The sequence below is a fragment of the Conexibacter arvalis genome (assembly GCF_014199525.1).
Classification (GTDB): domain Bacteria; phylum Actinomycetota; class Thermoleophilia; order Solirubrobacterales; family Solirubrobacteraceae; genus Conexibacter; species Conexibacter arvalis.
This window is the reverse complement of the sequence record NZ_JACHNU010000002.1, coordinates 710613-727454: the sequence shown is the minus strand read 5'-3', so window position 1 is coordinate 727454 and position 16842 is coordinate 710613. Positions and strand designations below refer to the sequence as shown.

The 16842-nt window shown below is 75.5% G+C and carries 17 protein-coding genes; 14 read left to right on the top strand and 3 right to left on the bottom strand.

The genetic code is table 11. From position 1 onward, the window contains the following. The first annotated feature begins 115 nt into the window (after positions 1-115). From BDZ31_RS11980 to BDZ31_RS11935, 10 genes are read left to right on the top strand one after another with little or no spacing between them, the layout of a single operon-like run. Positions 116-1153 (top strand): substrate-binding domain-containing protein, encoded by a 1038-nt coding sequence (locus tag BDZ31_RS11980; RefSeq protein ID WP_183342301.1) that lies wholly within the window; start codon positions 116-118, stop codon positions 1151-1153. Beyond that, positions 1150-2682: an ATP-binding cassette domain-containing protein gene (locus BDZ31_RS25975; RefSeq protein ID WP_183342299.1), complete on the top strand. Its 1533-nt coding sequence runs from the start codon at positions 1150-1152 to the stop codon at positions 2680-2682. Before BDZ31_RS11980 ends, BDZ31_RS25975 begins: the two co-directional genes overlap by 4 nt. A gap of 9 nt (positions 2683-2691) precedes the next feature. After that, positions 2692-3726: an ABC transporter permease gene (locus BDZ31_RS11970; protein ID WP_183342297.1), complete on the top strand. Its 1035-nt coding sequence runs from the start codon at positions 2692-2694 to the stop codon at positions 3724-3726. Next, positions 3723-4811 (top strand): zinc-dependent alcohol dehydrogenase family protein, encoded by a 1089-nt coding sequence (locus tag BDZ31_RS11965; protein ID WP_221242998.1) that lies wholly within the window; start codon positions 3723-3725, stop codon positions 4809-4811. Before BDZ31_RS11970 ends, BDZ31_RS11965 begins: the two co-directional genes overlap by 4 nt. Next, the gene (locus tag BDZ31_RS11960) at positions 4808-5587 is read left to right on the top strand and encodes an SDR family oxidoreductase (RefSeq protein WP_221242997.1); all 780 of its coding nucleotides are present in this window, start codon (positions 4808-4810) and stop codon (positions 5585-5587) included. The genes BDZ31_RS11965 and BDZ31_RS11960 overlap by 4 nt, the downstream gene beginning before the upstream one ends. Next, the gene (gene dgoD / locus BDZ31_RS11955; RefSeq protein WP_221242996.1) at positions 5568-6782 is read left to right on the top strand and encodes a galactonate dehydratase; all 1215 of its coding nucleotides are present in this window, start codon (positions 5568-5570) and stop codon (positions 6780-6782) included. The genes BDZ31_RS11960 and dgoD overlap by 20 nt, the downstream gene beginning before the upstream one ends. After that, positions 6779-7807, top strand: coding sequence for a DUF4380 domain-containing protein (locus BDZ31_RS11950; protein WP_221242995.1), 1029 nt, complete (start codon positions 6779-6781; stop codon positions 7805-7807). The genes dgoD and BDZ31_RS11950 overlap by 4 nt, the downstream gene beginning before the upstream one ends. Then, positions 7804-8685 (top strand): SMP-30/gluconolactonase/LRE family protein, encoded by an 882-nt coding sequence (locus BDZ31_RS11945; protein ID WP_183342294.1) that lies wholly within the window; start codon positions 7804-7806, stop codon positions 8683-8685. Before BDZ31_RS11950 ends, BDZ31_RS11945 begins: the two co-directional genes overlap by 4 nt. Continuing rightward, a complete protein-coding gene (locus BDZ31_RS11940) occupies positions 8682-9638 on the top strand; it encodes a sugar kinase (RefSeq protein WP_183342292.1) in 957 nt (318 codons plus the stop codon). Before BDZ31_RS11945 ends, BDZ31_RS11940 begins: the two co-directional genes overlap by 4 nt. Then, positions 9635-10261, top strand: coding sequence for a bifunctional 4-hydroxy-2-oxoglutarate aldolase/2-dehydro-3-deoxy-phosphogluconate aldolase (locus tag BDZ31_RS11935; RefSeq protein ID WP_183342289.1), 627 nt, complete (start codon positions 9635-9637; stop codon positions 10259-10261). Before BDZ31_RS11940 ends, BDZ31_RS11935 begins: the two co-directional genes overlap by 4 nt. A gap of 25 nt (positions 10262-10286) precedes the next feature. Here BDZ31_RS11935 and BDZ31_RS11930 read toward each other — a convergent pair whose 3' ends face one another. Continuing rightward, complete coding sequence (locus BDZ31_RS11930; RefSeq protein ID WP_183342287.1) at positions 10287-12077, bottom strand: glycoside hydrolase family 15 protein; 1791 nt, start codon at positions 12075-12077, stop codon at positions 10287-10289. Between the two features lie 181 nt (positions 12078-12258). Here BDZ31_RS11930 and BDZ31_RS11925 point away from each other — a divergent pair, with 181 nt between their 5' ends. From BDZ31_RS11925 to BDZ31_RS11915, 3 genes are all read left to right on the top strand, one after another. Continuing rightward, on the top strand, positions 12259-12846 hold the full coding sequence (locus BDZ31_RS11925; protein WP_183342285.1) for a 2-hydroxychromene-2-carboxylate isomerase: 588 nt from the start codon (positions 12259-12261) through the stop codon (positions 12844-12846). A gap of 112 nt (positions 12847-12958) precedes the next feature. Further along, positions 12959-14047 (top strand): phosphotransferase, encoded by a 1089-nt coding sequence (locus BDZ31_RS11920; RefSeq protein WP_183342283.1) that lies wholly within the window; start codon positions 12959-12961, stop codon positions 14045-14047. Between the two features lie 132 nt (positions 14048-14179). Continuing rightward, the gene (locus BDZ31_RS11915; RefSeq protein ID WP_183342281.1) at positions 14180-14887 is read left to right on the top strand and encodes a sulfotransferase family protein; all 708 of its coding nucleotides are present in this window, start codon (positions 14180-14182) and stop codon (positions 14885-14887) included. Between the two features lie 61 nt (positions 14888-14948). Here the strand turns inward: BDZ31_RS11915 and BDZ31_RS11910 are convergent, their stop codons facing one another. After that, on the bottom strand, positions 14949-15191 hold the full coding sequence (locus BDZ31_RS11910; RefSeq protein ID WP_183342279.1) for a hypothetical protein: 243 nt from the start codon (positions 15189-15191) through the stop codon (positions 14949-14951). Positions 15192-15360: 169 nt separating this feature from the next. On the opposite strand from BDZ31_RS11910, the gene BDZ31_RS11905 reads away from it, so the two are divergent. Then, positions 15361-16146, top strand: coding sequence for an acylphosphatase (locus BDZ31_RS11905; RefSeq protein ID WP_183342277.1), 786 nt, complete (start codon positions 15361-15363; stop codon positions 16144-16146). A 111-nt stretch (positions 16147-16257) separates the two neighbouring features. Here the strand turns inward: BDZ31_RS11905 and BDZ31_RS11900 are convergent, their stop codons facing one another. Beyond that, on the bottom strand, positions 16258-16743 hold the full coding sequence (locus BDZ31_RS11900) for a VOC family protein (RefSeq protein WP_183342477.1): 486 nt from the start codon (positions 16741-16743) through the stop codon (positions 16258-16260). Between the last annotated feature and the right edge of the window lie 99 nt (positions 16744-16842).

Here is a 16842-nt window from a genome sequence, read left to right as displayed (position 1 = left end):
CACTTGAGATGTAATATGAAAATATCTTGACATCGGGGTCGCCACTCGCCAGAGTGCGCGCCGTTCAACGTCATGCCCGGCCCCCGCCGGGCTTTCGAAGAGGAGGAGCAGGAGGATGAGAATCGGAACCCCCGGCATCCGGCGCACGGCAGCCGCGATCGCCTCGGTTGCGCTGCTGGCCGGCGTCGCCGGCTGCGGGTCCAGCGACGACGGCGGCAGCGCCGGCACGACGTCGGGCGGAGCCCCCGACGAGCTGCGCGTCGGCGCGATGTTCCTCGATTCGCAGGGCTTCTACGGCGGCGTCAAGTACGGCTTCGAGCAGGCGGCCGAGCGCGACGGCGTCAAGCTGAGACTGACGCAGTCCAACGCCGGCGGCGACGCCTCCGCCGAGAGCTCGTTCATCTCGACGCTGGCGTCGTCGAAGCCCGACGCGATCGTCGTGTCGGCCGTCTCGGAGACCGCGTCGGTGCCCGCGATCCGCCTCGCCGCAAGATCCGGGATTCCGGTCATCTGTTACAACACCTGCATCAGAAGAGACGCGCTCGAGGAGCACGTCTTCGCCTACGCCGTCGGCGATCCGGTCGAGTTCGGCGCGATGCTCGGAGAGGCCGCCGCCGACTACTTCGAGCAGGAGAGAAACGACGCGCCGAAGATCGGCGTCGTCAACTGCGAGCAGTTCGAGGTCTGCAAGCTGCGCCGCCAGGGCTTCGAGGAGGCGCTCGGCAGACGGATCCCCGGCGCCGAGATCGTCGCCAACCAGTCCGGCACGACCGAGGACAAGGCGATCTCCGTCGCCCAGAACATGCTCAACGCCAACCGCGACATCGACGCCTTCTTCGGCGAGTCGGGCGGCGCCACCGCCGGCGCCGTCAAGGCCGTCGAGGCGGCCAAGCGCGTCGGCGACGTCGTCGTCTTCGGCAGCGACATGACGACCGAGCTGGCGAGAGAGCTGCTCGACGGCAGAATCCTCAAGGCCGACGTCGACATCTCCGGTCGCACGATGGGCGAGACCGCCTACAGACTGGTGCTCGACGCCGCCTCCGGCAGAGAGCCGGCCGACAAGATCGTCCCCGTGCCGATCCGCGTCTTCCGCGCCGACAGACCGGCGGAGGTCGAGGAGTGGCTGAAGGTCCACGCGAACGGGCTGCCGTGAGCGCGCTCCCGAGCACCACCGACGCGGCGCCGGTCGCGTCGACCCGCGACGTCACCAAGCGCTACGGCGGCGTCACCGCGCTCGAGCGCGTCAGCTTCTCGGTCCGGCCGGGCGAGGTGCGGGCGGTGCTCGGGAAGAACGGCGCCGGCAAGTCGACCCTGATCCGCCTCCTCTCCGGCGTCGAGACGCCGGACGAGGGGACGGTCGAGATCGGCGGCCGGCCGCTCGCCGGCGGCGGCATCCGCGAGAGCGCCGCGCGCGGCGTCGCGACCGTCTACCAGGAGCTGAGCCTCGTGCCGGAGATGTCGGTCGCCGACAACTTCGGCCTCGGCGCCTGGCCGCGCACCCGCCTGCAGGCCGTCGACCACCGGCGCATGCGCCGCGACGCCGCCGAGGCGCTGCGGGCGCTCGGGGTCGAGATCGACCCCGGTGCGGAGGTCGGGGCGCTCACGCTCGCCGAGCAGCAGATGGTCGAGATCGCGCGCGCGATGCGCAGCGATCCGCGGCTGCTGATCCTCGACGAGCCGACGAGCGCGCTCGCCTCGCGCGAGGTCGCGATCGTGCTGGAGGCGGTCAGACGGATCGCCGAGCGCGGCGTCGCGGTGATGTACGTCAGCCATCGCATGGACGAGATCCGGCGGATCGCCGACTCGGCGACCGTCATGCGCGACGGGCGCCTGATCGAGACCGTCGACCTCGGCGCCGCCACGACGCAGGAGATCGTCCGGCTGATGCTCGGCGACGCCGCCGCCGAGGCCTCCGCCGTCGCCGCCGACGTCCGCTCCGGCCACGAGCCGGGCGACGTCGTGCTGTCGCTCCGCAACCTCGCCCTGGCGCCGAAGCTCGAGGACGTCAGCCTCGAGCTGCGGCGCGGCGAGGTGCTCGGGATCGCGGGGCTGCAGGGCGCAGGCCGCACCGAGCTGGTCCGCTGCATCGCCGGCTTCGAGCAGGCCGAGCGCGGCGAGATCGCGATCGACGGCGAGCCGATCGCCCGCCCGACGCCGGCGCGGATGCTCGCGCTCGGCGTCGGCATGACGCCCGAGAACCGCAAGGCCGACGGGATCGTGCCCGAGCTCGGCGTCGACGAGAACATCGTGCTGGCGCGCTTCCCGCGCGCCGGCCGCGGCCCGCTGATCTCGCTCGACGCCGTCCGGCGCGCCGCCGAGGAGCTGCGCGCGCGGCTCGACATCAAGACCGCGCGGATCGACCTCCCGATCGGCAGCCTCTCCGGCGGCAACCAGCAGAAGGCGGTGATCGGCCGCTGGCTCCACGCCGGCAGCCGCATCCTGCTGCTCGACGAGCCGACGCGCGGCGTCGACGTCGAGAGCAAGGCGCAGATCTACCGCCTCGCGCGCGACCTCGCCGCCGAGGGCGCGGCGATCGTCTTCGTCTCCAGCGAGCTGGAGGAGCTTCCGCTCGTCTGCGACCGCGTCCTCGTGCTGCGCGGCGGCCGCGTCGCCGCCGAGCACCGGGCGCCCGACCTCAGTCTCGACGCCATCGTCGCGGACACCATCACCGAACACACGTAGGTGCATCGAATGTCGACCCCTGACACCGTGACCACCGGTCCCGCGCTGTCCCGTCCCGGCGGCGGCAAGACGCGCGGACGCGGTGGGATCGCGACCGGCCAGCGCCTCAACGAGCTGGGGCTGCTCGGCGCGATCGCGATCCTCTTCGCCGTCCTCGGCATGACCGCCGACGGCTTCCTGACCTCCGACAACCAGCTCGGGATCCTGCGCGACGCCGCGACCGTCGGCATCGCCGCGACCGGCGTGACGCTCGTGATCATCGCCGGCGAGATCGACATCAGCATCGGCCCGGCGGTCGCGTTCGCGTCGGTGATCCTCGCGAAGGCGACCTCCGAGTGGGGGCTGTCGGTGCCGCTCGCGGTCGCGCTGACGCTCGCGCTCGGCACGACGCTCGGCGCGCTCGCCGGCGGCCTGCGCGCCTACCTCGCCGTGCCGTCGTTCATCGCGACGCTCGGCCTCTGGAGCGTGCTGCGCGGCCTCGGCCAGCAGATCACCGAGGCGCTGCCGGTCCCGCTGCCGGAGAACGGCTTCTTCGAGACGCTCGGCGGCGACATCGCCGGCATCCCGACGCCGGCGATCATCATGGTCGTCCTGTTCGTCCTCTTCGCCGTGATCGCGAAGCGGACGGCCTACGGCCGCTCGGTCTTCGCGATCGGCGGCAACGCGAACGCGGCCCGCCTCAGCGGCATCGACCTCAAGCGCGTGCGGATCGCGCTGTTCGCGACGACCGGCTTCCTGTCGGCGCTGACCGGCCTGCTGCTCGCCGCGCGGCTGGGCTCCGGCAACGGCGGCGCCGCCGGCGGCCTCGAGTTCGACGTGATCGCCGCCGTCGTCATCGGCGGCACGGCGCTCGCCGGCGGCCGCGGCTCGCTGCTGGGCACCTTCCTCGGCGTCATCTTCATCACGCTGATCGGCAACGGGCTCGTGCTGCTCGGCGTCGACCCGTTCTTCCAGGACGTCGTGCGCGGCGTGATCATCGTCGGCGCGGTCGTGATCAACCTGCTGGTCGCGCGCCGCTCCCCGACGGCGGGGAGGGAGGCATGACCGCCCCCGCGACCGCCCCCGCGACGATGCGCGGCGCCTACCTGCCGGGCGACTCGACCGCGGTCCTCAGAGAGCTGCCGGTGCCGGCGCCGGGCCACGGCCAGCTGCTGCTGCGCGTCGAGGCCTCCGGCATCTGCGGCAGCGACATCGGCTACATCTACCGCGAGCACAAGACCCACAAGGGCGTCGACGGCCCCGCCTACCGCGGCGTCGTCGCCGGCCACGAGCCGGCCGGGACGGTGCTCGCGGCCGGGCCCGGCTGCCGCCGCTTCGGCCCCGGCGACCGCGTGCTCGTCTACCACATCGCCGGGTGCGGGCAGTGCGCGAACTGCCGCGCCGGGCAGATGATCAGCTGCGCCGACGAGCGCCACCGCGAGGCGTACGGCTGGCAGCGCGACGGCGGCCACGCCGGCTTCCTGCTGGCCGAGGAGTCGACGCTGATCCCGCTCCCGGAGGAGCTGTCGTTCGTCGACGGCGCGCTGATCGCCTGCGGCGTCGGCACCGCCTACGAGGGCCTGCTGCGGCTCGCCGTCAGCGGCGCCGACGACCTGCTCGCCGTCGGCCTCGGGCCGGTCGGCCTCGCGGCCGGGATGCTCGGCCGCGGCCTCGGCGCGCGACGGATCGTCGGCGTCGAGCGCAGCCCGCTGCGGCGCGAGTGGGCGCGCTCGCTCGGGCTCTTCGACGCGGTCGTCGACGCCGACGAGGCGCTCGACGCCGTCGCGCGGGAGACCGGCGGCCGCGGCGTCTCGACCGCGATCGACTGCTCCGGCTCGGCGCCCGGCCGCAGGCTCGCGATCGACGCGATCGCCGAGTGGGGCCGGATCTCGCTCGTCGGCGAGGGCGGCACGCTCGAGACCGAGGTCTCCGACGCGCTGCTGCACAAGCAGGTGACGATCCACGCCTCGTGGGTCACGTCGCTGCAGAGAATGGAGCAGCTGACGCGCGACCTCGTGCGCTGGGGCATGCGGCCCGAGCGGATCGTCAGCGACACCTTCTCGCTGGAGGAGATCGACGCGGCCTACCGGCTCGCCGCCGGCGAGAGCCGCGGCAAGGTCGTCGTCGTGCCGGCCGGGGAGGCGCCGTGAGCCTGCCCGGCCTGCGCGACCGCGTCGTCGTCGTGACCGGTGCGGCCGACGGCATCGGCGCCGCGACCGCGCGCCTGCTCGCCGAGCGCGGCGCGCGCGTCGCCGGCCTCGACGTCGACGCCGCGCGGCTGGAGGCGACCGTCGCGCAGCTGCGCGACGCCGGCGCGACCGCGCTCGGCGTCCGCGCCGACGTCGCCGACGAGGGCTCGGTCCGAGACGCGCTCGCGCGCGTCCGCGCCGACCTGGGCCCGATCGGCGCGCTCGTCAACAACGCCGGCGTCAACACCTACTTCGACGCGGGCAGGATGACCGTCGAGGAGTGGGACGGCGCCTTCGCCGTCGACCTGCGCGGCGCATGGCTGTGCCTCAAGCACGCGCTCGCCGACCTGCGCGCGGCCGACGGCGCGAGCGTCGTCAACGTCGCGTCGCTGCACGCGCGCCTGACGACCGCCGGCATGTTCCCGTACGCGGCGGCGAAGTCGGGCCTCGTCGGGCTGACCCGCAGCCTCGCGCTCGACCTCGCGTCCGACGGGATCCGCGTCAACGCGGTCAGCCCCGGCTGGACGCGCACGCGCCTGGTGGAGGAGTGGCTCGCCCGCCAGGACGACGCCGCCGCGGCGGAGGCCGAGGTGCTCTCGGTCCACCCGCTCGGCCGCATCGCCGAGCCCGCCGAGGTGGGAGGGGCGATCGCCTTCCTGCTCTCGGATCTTGCAAGCGCGATCACCGGCGCCGAGCTGCCGGTGGATGGAGGTCTCGGTGCACGATTCGCCGGCTGAACTGCTCGACGGCGAGCTCGCCACCACGAACGTCCGGATCGTCGACGTCGACGCCGTCGTCGTGGGCGCGGAGCTGCGCAACTGGGTGTTCGTGAAGATCACGACGAGCGAGCCCGGCCTCGTCGGCTGGGGCGAGGCGACGCTCGAATGGAAGACGCAGGCGGTCGTCGGCGCCCTGCGCGACCTCGCGCCGCTGCTGCGCGGGAGAGACCCGACGCGGATCGAGCACCTGTGGCAGTCGCAGTACCGCCACCCGTTCTTCAAGGGCGGCGCGGTCACGATGTCGGCGATCAGCGGCATCGACCAGGCGCTGTGGGACATCAAGGGCAAGCTGCTCGGCGTTCCCGTCTGGCAGCTGCTCGGCGGCGCCGTGCGTGACCGCGTGCGGATGTACGACCACCTCGGCGCCGGCGACGCCTCGGTCGTCTACGGCGCCGCGACCGGCGAGGGCTTCGCCGCCGCCGCGCGCAGGAGCGTCGCCGACGGCTTCGACGCGGTCAAGATCCTCGCGGTCCCGGTCGGCGGCCCGCTGCCGACCACCACCCAGCTCGACGACGCCCGCGCGGTGATGGGCGCGGTCCGCGACGCGGTCGGCGACGCGGTCGAGATCATGGTCGACTTCCACGGGCGCACGACGCCGCGCGGCGCGCTGATGTACGCCGACGCGCTCGCCGACCTGCGGCCGTGGTTCATCGAGGAGCCCTGCCAGCCCGAGGACGTCTCCGGCATGGTCGAGGTCGCGCGCCGCTCGCCGGCGCCGGTCGCGACCGGGGAGCGGCTGATCGTGCGCGCGGAGTTCCGCGACCTGCTGGCCGCCCGTGCCGCCGCGGTGATCCAGCCCGACGTCTGCCACGTCGGCGGCATCAGCGGCCTGACGAAGATCGCCAGCCTCGCGGAGACGTGGCAGGTCCCGATCGCGCCGCACAACCCGCTCGGGCCGGTCGCGACGTGGGCCAACCTCCACCTCGACTTCGCGACGCCGAACTTCCTCGTGCAGGAGATCATGCGCGCCGACGTGCCGTGGCGGGCCGACGTCGTCAGCGCCGTGCCGGAGATCGCCGACGGCCACGTGGCGCTGCCGACCGCGCCGGGCCTCGGCGTCGAGGTCGTCGAGGAGGCGGCGCGCGAGCACCCCTACCGGCACGAGCCCCAGCTCGGCACCGTGCTGGCAGACGGATCGGTCGCGGACTGGTGAGCGCGCCCGCGATCGAGATCGACCGCGACGGCTCCGACGAGGTCGTCTGGCTCGACGGCGGCCCGCTGCGGCTCGGCCTCGTGCCGGCGCTCGGCGGGCGGCTGCTGGCGCTGCGCCACGAGGGGCGCGAGCTGCTCTACCGCAACGATCGCCTGATCGACGCGCGGCTCCACCGCCGCCCGGCCGAGGCCGAGCTGCCGCCGCTCGACGGCACGCTCGGCTCGTGGCGCAACTACGGCGGCGACAAGACCTGGCCGGCGCCGCAGGGCTGGAGCGGGCCGGCCGAGTGGGCCGGGCCGCCCGATCCCGTGCTCGACTCCGGCCCCTACGGGTGGAGCTGCGAGCGGCGCGGGGAGGAGGTCGTCGTGACGTTGCGCAGCGCGCCCGACCCGCGCACCGGGCTGCTGCTCGAGCGGCGGGTGACGCTCGCCGCCGGCGCCAGCGGCTTCGCGCTGGAGCTGGCGATGGAGAACGCGAGCGAGCGGCCGGTCCGGTGGGCGTTGTGGAACGTCACGCAGGTGCGCGGCGAGCGCGACCCGGACGGCGGCGCCTGGGTCGGGCTCGACGCCGACGCGGGCCAGGAGGCGGTCGTCGGGCTGGTCGCGGGGACGGGGACGCCGCGGTTCGAGCGCGTCGCGCCGGACCGCGCCCACGTGCCCGACCAGGACGTCGTCGGCAAGCTCGGCTTCCCCGGCGCCTGCGGCTGGCTCGCCTACGTCGCCGGCGACCGCGTGCTGCGCCAGCGGTGGGCGGTCGACCGCGGCGCGCCCCATCCCGATCGCGGCTCGCGCGCCGAGGTCTGGCTCGAGCATCCGCTCGACGCCCCGCTGGACGAGCTTGGCGGGCTGCGGCCGCCCGATCGCGTCGTCGAGTGCGAGGTGGTCGGGCCGCTGACGGAGCTGGCGCCGGGCGCGCGGGCGGAGCTGAGGATCGACTGGGACGTGCTCCCGCGCGAGGGCTGGGAGCCGGCGGCAGAGGCGGCGACGACCGCGGCCGCTCGCGACGGCGCGGAGGCGGGGCGATGAGCGCCGTCGAGCTGCTCCTCGACGCGCGCGCCGAGCTGGCCGAGGGACCGCGCTGGGACGCGCGCGACGGCCGGCTGGTGTGGGTCGACATCCTCGCCGGCCGCGTCCACCGGCTCGACCCCGCCGACGGGCGCGACACGTCGACGGAGGTCGGCGAGCCGGTCGGCGTCGCGACCCCGCGGCGCGGCGGCGGGCTCGTGCTCGCCGTCGAGCACGGCTTCGCGCTGCTCGACGACGGCGCCGCCGCGCCGGTTCCGTTCGCGCCGGCCGACGCGCCCGCCGGCTCGCCGCCGTGGCGCTTCAACGACGGCGCCTGCGACCCGGCCGGGCGCCTCTTCGCCGGGACGATGACCTACGACGTCGTGCCGGGCGCCGCGCGGCTGCACCGGCTCGACCCCGACGGCTCCGTGCGGCCGGTGCTCGACGGGCTGACGATCTCCAACGGGATCGGCTTCTCGCCCGACGGCGCCACCTGCTACCTCGTCGACACCCCGACGCGGCGGATCGACGCCTTCGACTACGACGTCGACACCGCGACGCTGTCGCGGCGGCGGCCGCTGGCCGAGATCGAGCCCGGCGCGGGCGACCCCGACGGGCTCTGCGTCGACGCCGACGGCGCGATCTGGGTCGCGCTGTGGGGCGGGTCGGCCGTCCGCCGCTACGCGCCCGACGGCCGGCTGCTGCGGATGGTCGAGCTGCCGGCGCCGCAGGTCTCCTCGTGCGGCTTCGGCGGCAACGACCTGCGGACGCTGTTCGTCACCACCGCGCGGGTCGGCATGAGCGACGAGCAGCTGGCGGCAGCGCCGCGCTCCGGCGGGCTGTTCGCGCTCGCCGACGCCGGCGTCGCCGGCCTCCCGGTCGCGGAGTTCGCCGGATGAGCGCGCCGGAGATCGTCACCTTCGGCGAGGCGATGGGCCTCTTCCTCGCCGACGCCGGCACGCCGCTCGCGCACGCCCGGCGCTTCACGCGCACGCTCGCCGGCGCGGAGCTGAACACCGCCGTCGCGCTGGCGCGGCTCGGGCACGCGGTCGCGTTCGCCGGGCGGGTCGGCGACGACCCGTTCGGCGACGACGTGCGCGCGACGTTGCGCGCCGAGGGCGTCGACGCCGGCGCGCTGCGCGTCGACCCGAGCGCCCCGACCGGGCTGCTGACGCGCGACCAGCACGGCGAGCGGCGGCTGCGGGTCGTCTACCACCGCGCCGGAGCGGCCGGCTCGCGCCTGACGGCCGGCGACCTCGCCGCGCTGCCGATCGAGCAGGCGCGGGCGCTCCACGTGACGGGCATCACGCCGGCGCTCGGCCCGACCGCGCGGGCGGCGACGCTCGCGGCGGTCGAGCGGGCGCGCGCCGCCGGCGTGCCGGTCTCGTTCGACCCCAACTTCCGCGCGCGGCTGTGGAGCGCCGAGGAGGCCGCCAAGGTGCTGCGCCCGCTCGCGCTCGCGGCCGACCTCGTGCTCGCCGGCGAGGAGGAGGCATGTTGGCTCAGCGGCTGCGACGACGCCGCAGCTGCCGCGACCTGGTTCCTGCGGCGCGGGGCGCGCGCGGTCGCGGTCAAGCGGGGCGCGCGCGGCGCCTGGGTCGCCGACGGCGAGCGGGCGCTGGCGATCGCCGCCCGGCCCGTCGCCCTGCCGGTCGACCCGGTCGGCGCGGGCGACGCCTTCGACGCCGGGTTCCTGTCGGCGTGGCTGCGTGAGCAGCCGCTGGAGCGCTGCGGCGCGGTCGCCGCGGCGGTCGGCGCCGCCTGCGTGCAGAGCGCCGGCGACCTCGCCGGGCTGCCGACGGGCGCGGAGCTGGCGGCGCTGCTTGACGACGAGACGGAGGTGGACCGATGAGCGGGACGTACCGGTGGGAGGCGACGGCGCGGATCGCGCGACGGCGCGTCGTGGCGATCGTGCGGGCGGCGACCGCCGCCGAGGCCGAGGCGGTCGCCGACGCGCTCGTCGACGGCGGGCTCGACGTCGTCGAGGTGTCGCTGACGACCCCCGGGGCGCTCGGCGCGATCGAGCGGCTCGCCGTCCGCCACCCCGACGCGCTGGTCGGCGCCGGCACGGTGCTCGACGCGACGAGCGCTCGGCTGGCGACGCTCGCCGGCGCCCGCTTCCTCGTCGCCCCGTCGCTCGACCGCGAGGTCGTCGCGACCGGCCATCGCTACGGCGCGCCGGTGCTGCCGGGGGTGCAGACTCCGAACGAGATCGTCGCGGCGCTGTCGGCCGGCGCCGACCTCGTGAAGCTGTTCCCGGCCGCGCAGTTGGGCCCGGCGCACCTGCGGGCCGTGCGGGCCGCGCTGCCGCAGGCGCCGATCGTCCCGACCGGCGGCGTCGACGCCGCCAACGCGGGGGAGTGGCTGGCCGCGGGCGCGGTCGCGCTCGGCGTCGGCGGGTCGCTCACGCGCGACGCCGACCAGGCCGCCGCGCGGGCGGGCGAGCTGCTCGCGGCGGTCGCGCGGGCCGGCTGAGCGGGCCGGCTGAGCGGGCCGCGCGTCACGCCGGTGCGGCGGCGACCGCGGCGCGCGCCTCGGCGGCGGTGATCGCCTGGGCGGCGACGATCAGCGTCAGGTGGCTGAACGCCTGCGGGAAGTTGCCGACCTGGCGTCTGCGGGCGACGTCGTACTCCTCGGCGAGCAGGCCGAGGTCGTTGGCGAGCCCGGCGACCCGCTCGAACAGCGCGCGCGCCTCCGCGACCCGGCCGTTGTGCGCGAGCGCGGCGGCGAGCCAGAAGGAGCAGGCGAGGAACTGGCCCTCGTCGCCGGGCAGGCCGTCGTCGGTCTCGGCGGTCGAGTAGCGCGAGACGAAGCCGTCGCGGCCGAGCTCTTTGGCGACCGCGTCGATCGTGCCGGTGACCCGCTCGTCGTCGCCGGGCAGGAAGCCGACGAGCGGGATGTTGAGCACGCTCGCGTCGAGCGCTCTGGAGCCGTAGTACTGGGTGAAGGTGCGGCGCTCGGGATCCCAGCCGCGCTCGCAGACCTCGCGGTGGATCTCGTCGCGCTCGGCGCGCCAGCGGTCGAGCGGCGCGTCGAGCTCGAACTGCTCGGCGATCCGCACGGCGCGGTCGAAGACGACCCACGCCATCACCTTCGAGTAGGTGTAGCGGCGCCGCGGCCCGCGCGACTCCCAGATCCCGTCGTCGGGCTCGCGCCAGATGCCGGTCACGTGGTCGACGATCGCGCGCCAGCGCGGCCACAGCCGCCGCTCGACTCTGCCGATCAGCTCCGCGCCGATGTAGACGACGGCGGCGACCTCGCCGTAGACGTCGAGCTGGAACTGCTCGGAGGCGGCGTTGCCGACGCGCACCGGGCTGGAGCCCTCGTAGCCGGGCAGGTGCGGCAGCTCGAACTCGGTCAGCCGCCGCTCGCCGCCGATCCCGTACATGATCTGGATCTGTCTCGGGTCGCCGGTCCCGACCCGCAGCAGGAAGTCGCGGAAGGCGATCGCCTCGGCGGTGTAGCCCGAGTCGAGCAGCGCCTCGAGCGCGAGCACCGAGTCGCGCAGCCAGCAGTAGCGGTAGTCCCAGTTGCGCACGCCGCCGATCTCCTCCGGCAGCGAGGTCGTCGGCGCGGCGATCAGCGCGCCGGTCGTCTCCGACGCCATCGCCTTCAGCGCGACCAGCGACGTCAGCACCTCGTCGCGGTAGGCGCCGTCGTAGGTGCAGCGGCCGCTCCACTCCCGCCACCACTCCTTCGTGCGCGCGAGCGCCGAGTCGGCGTCCTCGACCGGCGGCGTCTGCTCGTAGGAGAGGTGCCAGGTCAGCGTCAGCCGCTCCCGCGCCCCCTCGACGACGACGAAGTCGGCCGACGCCGTGCCGTCCTCGACGGTCAGCGGCAGCGGGGTGCTGAGCCGGAAGGCGTCGGGGCCGGCGGTCGCGATCGCGCCGTCGACGGCGAGCTCGACCCACGGCCGGATCGACCCGTAGTCGGGCCGCAGCGTCAGCTCCATCCGCATCGGGACGCGGCCGCGCAGCCCCTCGACGATCCGCATCAGACGCGGCGGTCCCTGCAGCCGCGGCGGCATGAAGTCGGTCACGCGCACCGCGCCGTCGGGCGTCTCGTACTCGCTCTCCAAGACGAGCGTCCCCGGCCGGTAGCGCCGCGCGGTCGCCCGTCCGCCGCCGGCGGGCGCGAGCAGCCAGCGGCCGTTGCGCGCTTCGCCGAGCAGCGCCGTGAAGCACGACGGCGCGTCGAACCGCGGCAGGCAGAGCCAGTCGACCGAGCCGTCGCGGCCGACGAGCGCCGCCGACTGCATGTCTCCGATCAGGCCGTAATCCTCGAGCAGCATCCCGGTCCCTTCCGTCGCGGCGTTGCGACGAGGATGCCCCGCCGGCGGCGCCCGCGCCGTGTCTCACCGGAAGTTGGCGCGAATCGCCCCTGCGGCGCTACCGGGGGTGCCGGCGCGGCCCGGCGGTCAGACTGGGCGGCGCCGCCGCAGCACGACCAGAGAGGCACGGTGAACCGCCGCGATGTCCGAGCCGGTCTTCTACTACGACTTCACCTCGCCGTACGCGTACTTCAGCGCCCACCGCGTCGAGCAGGTGCTGCCGGGGCGCGTGCGCTGGCAGCCGATCCTCTTCGGCGCGCTGCTCCACGAGATCGGCAAGGTGCCGTGGTCGTGGAGAGCGGGGCCGGCGCGCGACGCCGAGATGGAGCGGTGCCGCGCGCGGGCGGGCGACCTTGGCCTGCCGTTGAGATGGCCGCGCGACTGGCCGAGAGGGACCTACTCGATCGCCGCGCCGCGCGCCGCGCTGGCGGCCGCCGAGCACGGCCGGCTGCGCGAGTTCTCGCTCGCCGCCTTCCGTCAGGGGCTCGGGCTCGGGCGCGACCTCTCCGACGTCGAGGTCGTGCTCGACGCGGCCGAGGAGGCGGGGCTCGACCGCGCGGCGATCGGCCGGCGCCTCGGCGAGCAGGAGATCAAGGACCGGCTGCGGGCCGCGACCGACGACGCCGTGCGGCGCGGGATCACCGGCATCCCGACGATCGCCGTCGGCGAGCGCCTGTTCTGGGGCGACGACCGGCTGGAGGAGGCGGCGGCCGCGCTGGCGGGCGTCTGAGGGGAGCGGCAGGCGCCGCGCCTGTGCGGCACGCGGGGCGTCGGCACGAGGGGGCGGCTGACGGCGCGGGCGTCCGACCGCACGCGCGGCGCGTGCGCGCTAGCGTGGCGGCGTGCGCTCGCGGCCCGACGACCTCACCGACGCGGCGGTGGCCGAGGCGCTGCGCCGCTGGGGGATCGAGGCGCGGCGGCTCGAGTACGCCCCCGTCGGCTTCGGCGACCACCACTGGCGCGCCAAGGGCGCCGACGGGCGCCGCTGGTTCCTGTCGGTCGCGGCGCTGGACAGCAAGCCGGTCTCCGGCGACGGCGCGGAGGCGGCGCTCGACGGGCTGCGGCGGGCGATGGCGACCGCGCGGGCGCTGCGCGACGCGGGCGTCGCGGCGGTCGTCGCGCCGGAGCCGGCGCGCGACGGCGAGACGGTCGTCGCGCTCGGCGCCGGCTATGCGCTGAGCGTCTTCGAGCACGTCGAGGGGAGCGCCGGCAGCTTCGCGCAGGAGCGCACGCCGGCCGAGCGCCGGGCGACGATCGAGCTGCTGGCGTCGCTGCACCGCATGCCGGCGCCGCCGCGGACGCCGCGGATCCCGTGGGACCCGCCGGCGCGCGCGACGCTGGAGCGCGCGCTCGGCGAGCTGGACTCCGCGCCGGGCGCCGCGCGGTCGGGCGGGCCGGATGCCGCGCCAGACGCCCCGCGGTCGGGCGCCCCGGATGCCACGCCGGCGCGGAGCGCGCCGGGCGCCGCGCGGTCGGGCGGGCCGTACGCGGAGCCGGCGCGGGCCGCGCTCGCCGCCGCGGCGCCGCGCCTGCGGACGGTGCTCGCCGGCTACGACCGTCAGGTCGCGGAGCTGGTCGAGGAGCGGCCGGCCGTCGTCGTCACCCACGGCGAACCCCATCCCGGCAACCTGATCGTCGCGCCCGACGGGCAGCTGCGGCTGATCGACTGGGACACCGTCGGGCTCGCGGTGCCCGAGCGCGACCTGTGGAGCGTCGTGCGCGACGACGCCGACCTCGACCTGTACGAGCGGCTGACCGGCCACCGGCCGCGGCGGGAGCTGCTCGACCTCTTCCGCCTGCGCTGGGACCTCGGCGACGTCGGCGAGCTGCTCGGCTGGTTCCGCGCCCCGCACGGCCGCGACGAGGACGCCGACGCCGGCTGGCGCGACCTCGCGGAGCTGCTGCGCCGCGTCGGCGGCGAGCCCGGCTGACCGGCCGCCCCGCCCGCGTCGGCGCCCGTCCCGCCGGCCCGCCCGCCGTCCCGACGGCGCGTTCGCGAGAATGGCGGCGCGCCGCACGGCCCAGGCGCGAACGGTCCGTCCCCGCCACAAGGAGCTGTGCTGATGAAGCTGATCGGAGCCGGCGTCGCCCGCACCGCGACCACGACGCAGATGGTCGCGCTGGAGATGCTGGGCATCGGCCGCTGCTACCACATGCGCGACATGATGTCCGACCTCGAGAAGAGCGTCCCGCTGTGGGAGGCGGCACGCGACGGCAAGGCCGACTGGGCGGCGATCTTCGACGGCTACGTGACGACGGTCGACTGGCCGTCGGCCTTCTTCTACAGAGAGCTGATGGAGGTCTACCCGGACGCGAAGGTGCTGCTGAGCGTGCGCGACGGCAACGCGTGGGAGGCGTCGATGCGCGAGACCGTCTACGCGATGTTCTACGGCGACTCGGTGATGGCCCACGTGCTGCGCGCCCGCTACCACGTCGACCCGCTCTGGCGCCGCTACATGGACGTCGTCGCCAGCATCTCCTTCGAGCAGTACGGCCCCTACGCCGGCAACCACCACGACCGCGAGTCGCTGATCGCGGCGATGGAGCGCTGGAACGAGGAGGTGAAGGCCCACGTCCCGGCCGACCGCCTCGTGATCTGGCAGCCCTCCGACGGCTGGGAGCCGATCTGCGAGGCGCTCGGCGTGCCGGTGCCGTCCGAGCCGCTCCCGCACGTCAACGACACGCAGGGCTTCAAGGACATGCTGATCGGCGGCTCGCTGCAGGCGCTGAACGGCTGGTGGGCCGACACCCACCCCGACGCCGCCTCCTGACCAGGGGCGGGCACGGCGCCGCGCGTCGACGCGCGGCGCCGCTCCTTCCGGGCGGCGGCGCTCAGTCGACGACGTTGAGCGCCCGCGCGGTGCGGGCGCCGTCGGTGGCGGCGCAGGCGGGGCAGAGCAGGCGCCGCTCGGTCGGGCCGCGCTGGATCGTGCGGGTGACCGAGCCGATCGTCCGCAGCTCGTCACGGGAGGCGAGCTGCTCGGTGAGGTGCTGACGGCAGAGTCCGGCGCCGCAGCGGCAGACGCCGACGGCCGTCTCGGAGATGTCTATGTAGTTGCAGTAGAGGCAGTCCATGTGCGGCCGCGCAGGCTACCCGGCCGGCGCCGGCGGTTGACGGAGATCGTCACGTCGCCGCTCGCCGCGCGCGAAGCAGGCGCCCGCCCGCTGCTCGCCGGGCGATGAGCGCCGTGCCATCCGCCACTCTTACCGACATGGACAGCGCGGCGAAGGGGCGGAACTGACGATGGGCGCGACGGCGCGCAGAGCGAAGCCGGAGCGCGCGGTCCGCGCGACCGTGCGCGGGCAGGTGCAGGAGGTCGGCTTCCGCGACGCGACCGTCGCGCGGGCGCGCGAGCTGGGCGTGCTCGGCTGGGTCCGTCGCCCGGTCGCGGGCGACGACGACGGCGCGACGGTGCTCGTCCACGCCGAGGGGCCCGCCGAGGCGGTCGAGCGGCTGCTCGGCTTCCTGCGCGAAGGGCCGCCCGGCGCCCGCGTCGACGACGTCGCCGCCGACGCCGTCAGAGCCGAGGGCCACGAGCAGTTCGCGATCCGCGGCGTCGTCGCCGGCCGCTTCGTCGTGAAGGAGCACCAGGCGAGATCGCGCCACTGGGACCTGCGGCTGGAGGTCGACGGCGTGATGCGCTCGTGGGCGCTGCCGAAGGGGCCGTCGCTCGACCCGGCGGCGAAGCGGATGGCGATCGAGGTCCCCGACCACCCGCTCGACGGCGACGAGGCCGAGGGGCCGCTCGGCGACGGCCACGCGATCGTCTGGGACCGCGGCGGCTACGAGCAGGGCGGCCGCGTCCCGTGGCCGGAGGCGCTCGCGCGCGGCCACGCCGTCTTCGTGCTCCACGGCGAGAAGCTGCGCGGCGGCTTCGCGCTCCAGCGCACCCGCGCCGACAGATCGGGCCGCCAGCAGTGGCTGCTGGTCAAGCGCCGCGACGGCGACGCCCGCCCCGGCTCCGACGTCGTCGCCGAGCGCCCGGAGTCGGTCCTCAGCGGCCGGACGCTCGACGAGCTCGCCGGCTGAGGGGCGAGCGCGCCGTTGCCGCTGGAGAGCCGGCGATCGGCCGCGCGCCGGTCGCCTGCCGCTCCGCCGCGGGCGCGGGGCGCCGCGACGCCGTTCGGCGCGCGATGCCGCTCAGCTCGCCGCCACGCCGTCGGCTGCCGCTCGCAGCGCCGCGACGTCGAACTTCCGCATCGTCCGCATCGCCCGCATCGCGCGCGCGGCGCGGGCCGGGTCGGCGTCGGAGAAGAGCTCCTCGATCCCCGCCGGGGCGACCTGCCACGACAGCCCGTAGCGATCCTTCAGCCATCCGCACGGGCCCTCCTGGCCGCCGTCGGAGAGCAGCCGCTCCCAGTAGTAGTCGATCTCGTCCTGGCTCTCGCAGTTGACCAGCAGGGAGATCGCCTCGTCGAAGGTGAACTCGGGCCCGCCGTTGATCGCGGTGAAGCGCTGGCCCGACAGCTCGAACTCGACCGTCAGCACCATGCCCGCCTCGCGCGGGCCGGCGTCGGTGTAGTGGGTCGTCGCGACGATCCGCGAGTCGGGGAAGATCGACACGTAGAAGGCCGCCGCCTCCTCGGCCTGCGTGTCGAACCACAGGTTGGGCGTGATGCGCTGCAGCATGGCGTCGCTCCTCTCGGCAGTGGACACGCGTATGACGAGGCGGGGGCGTCGAACTCATCGGTTCGACGCCCCCGGACGTCAGCGCTTCGCCGTCAC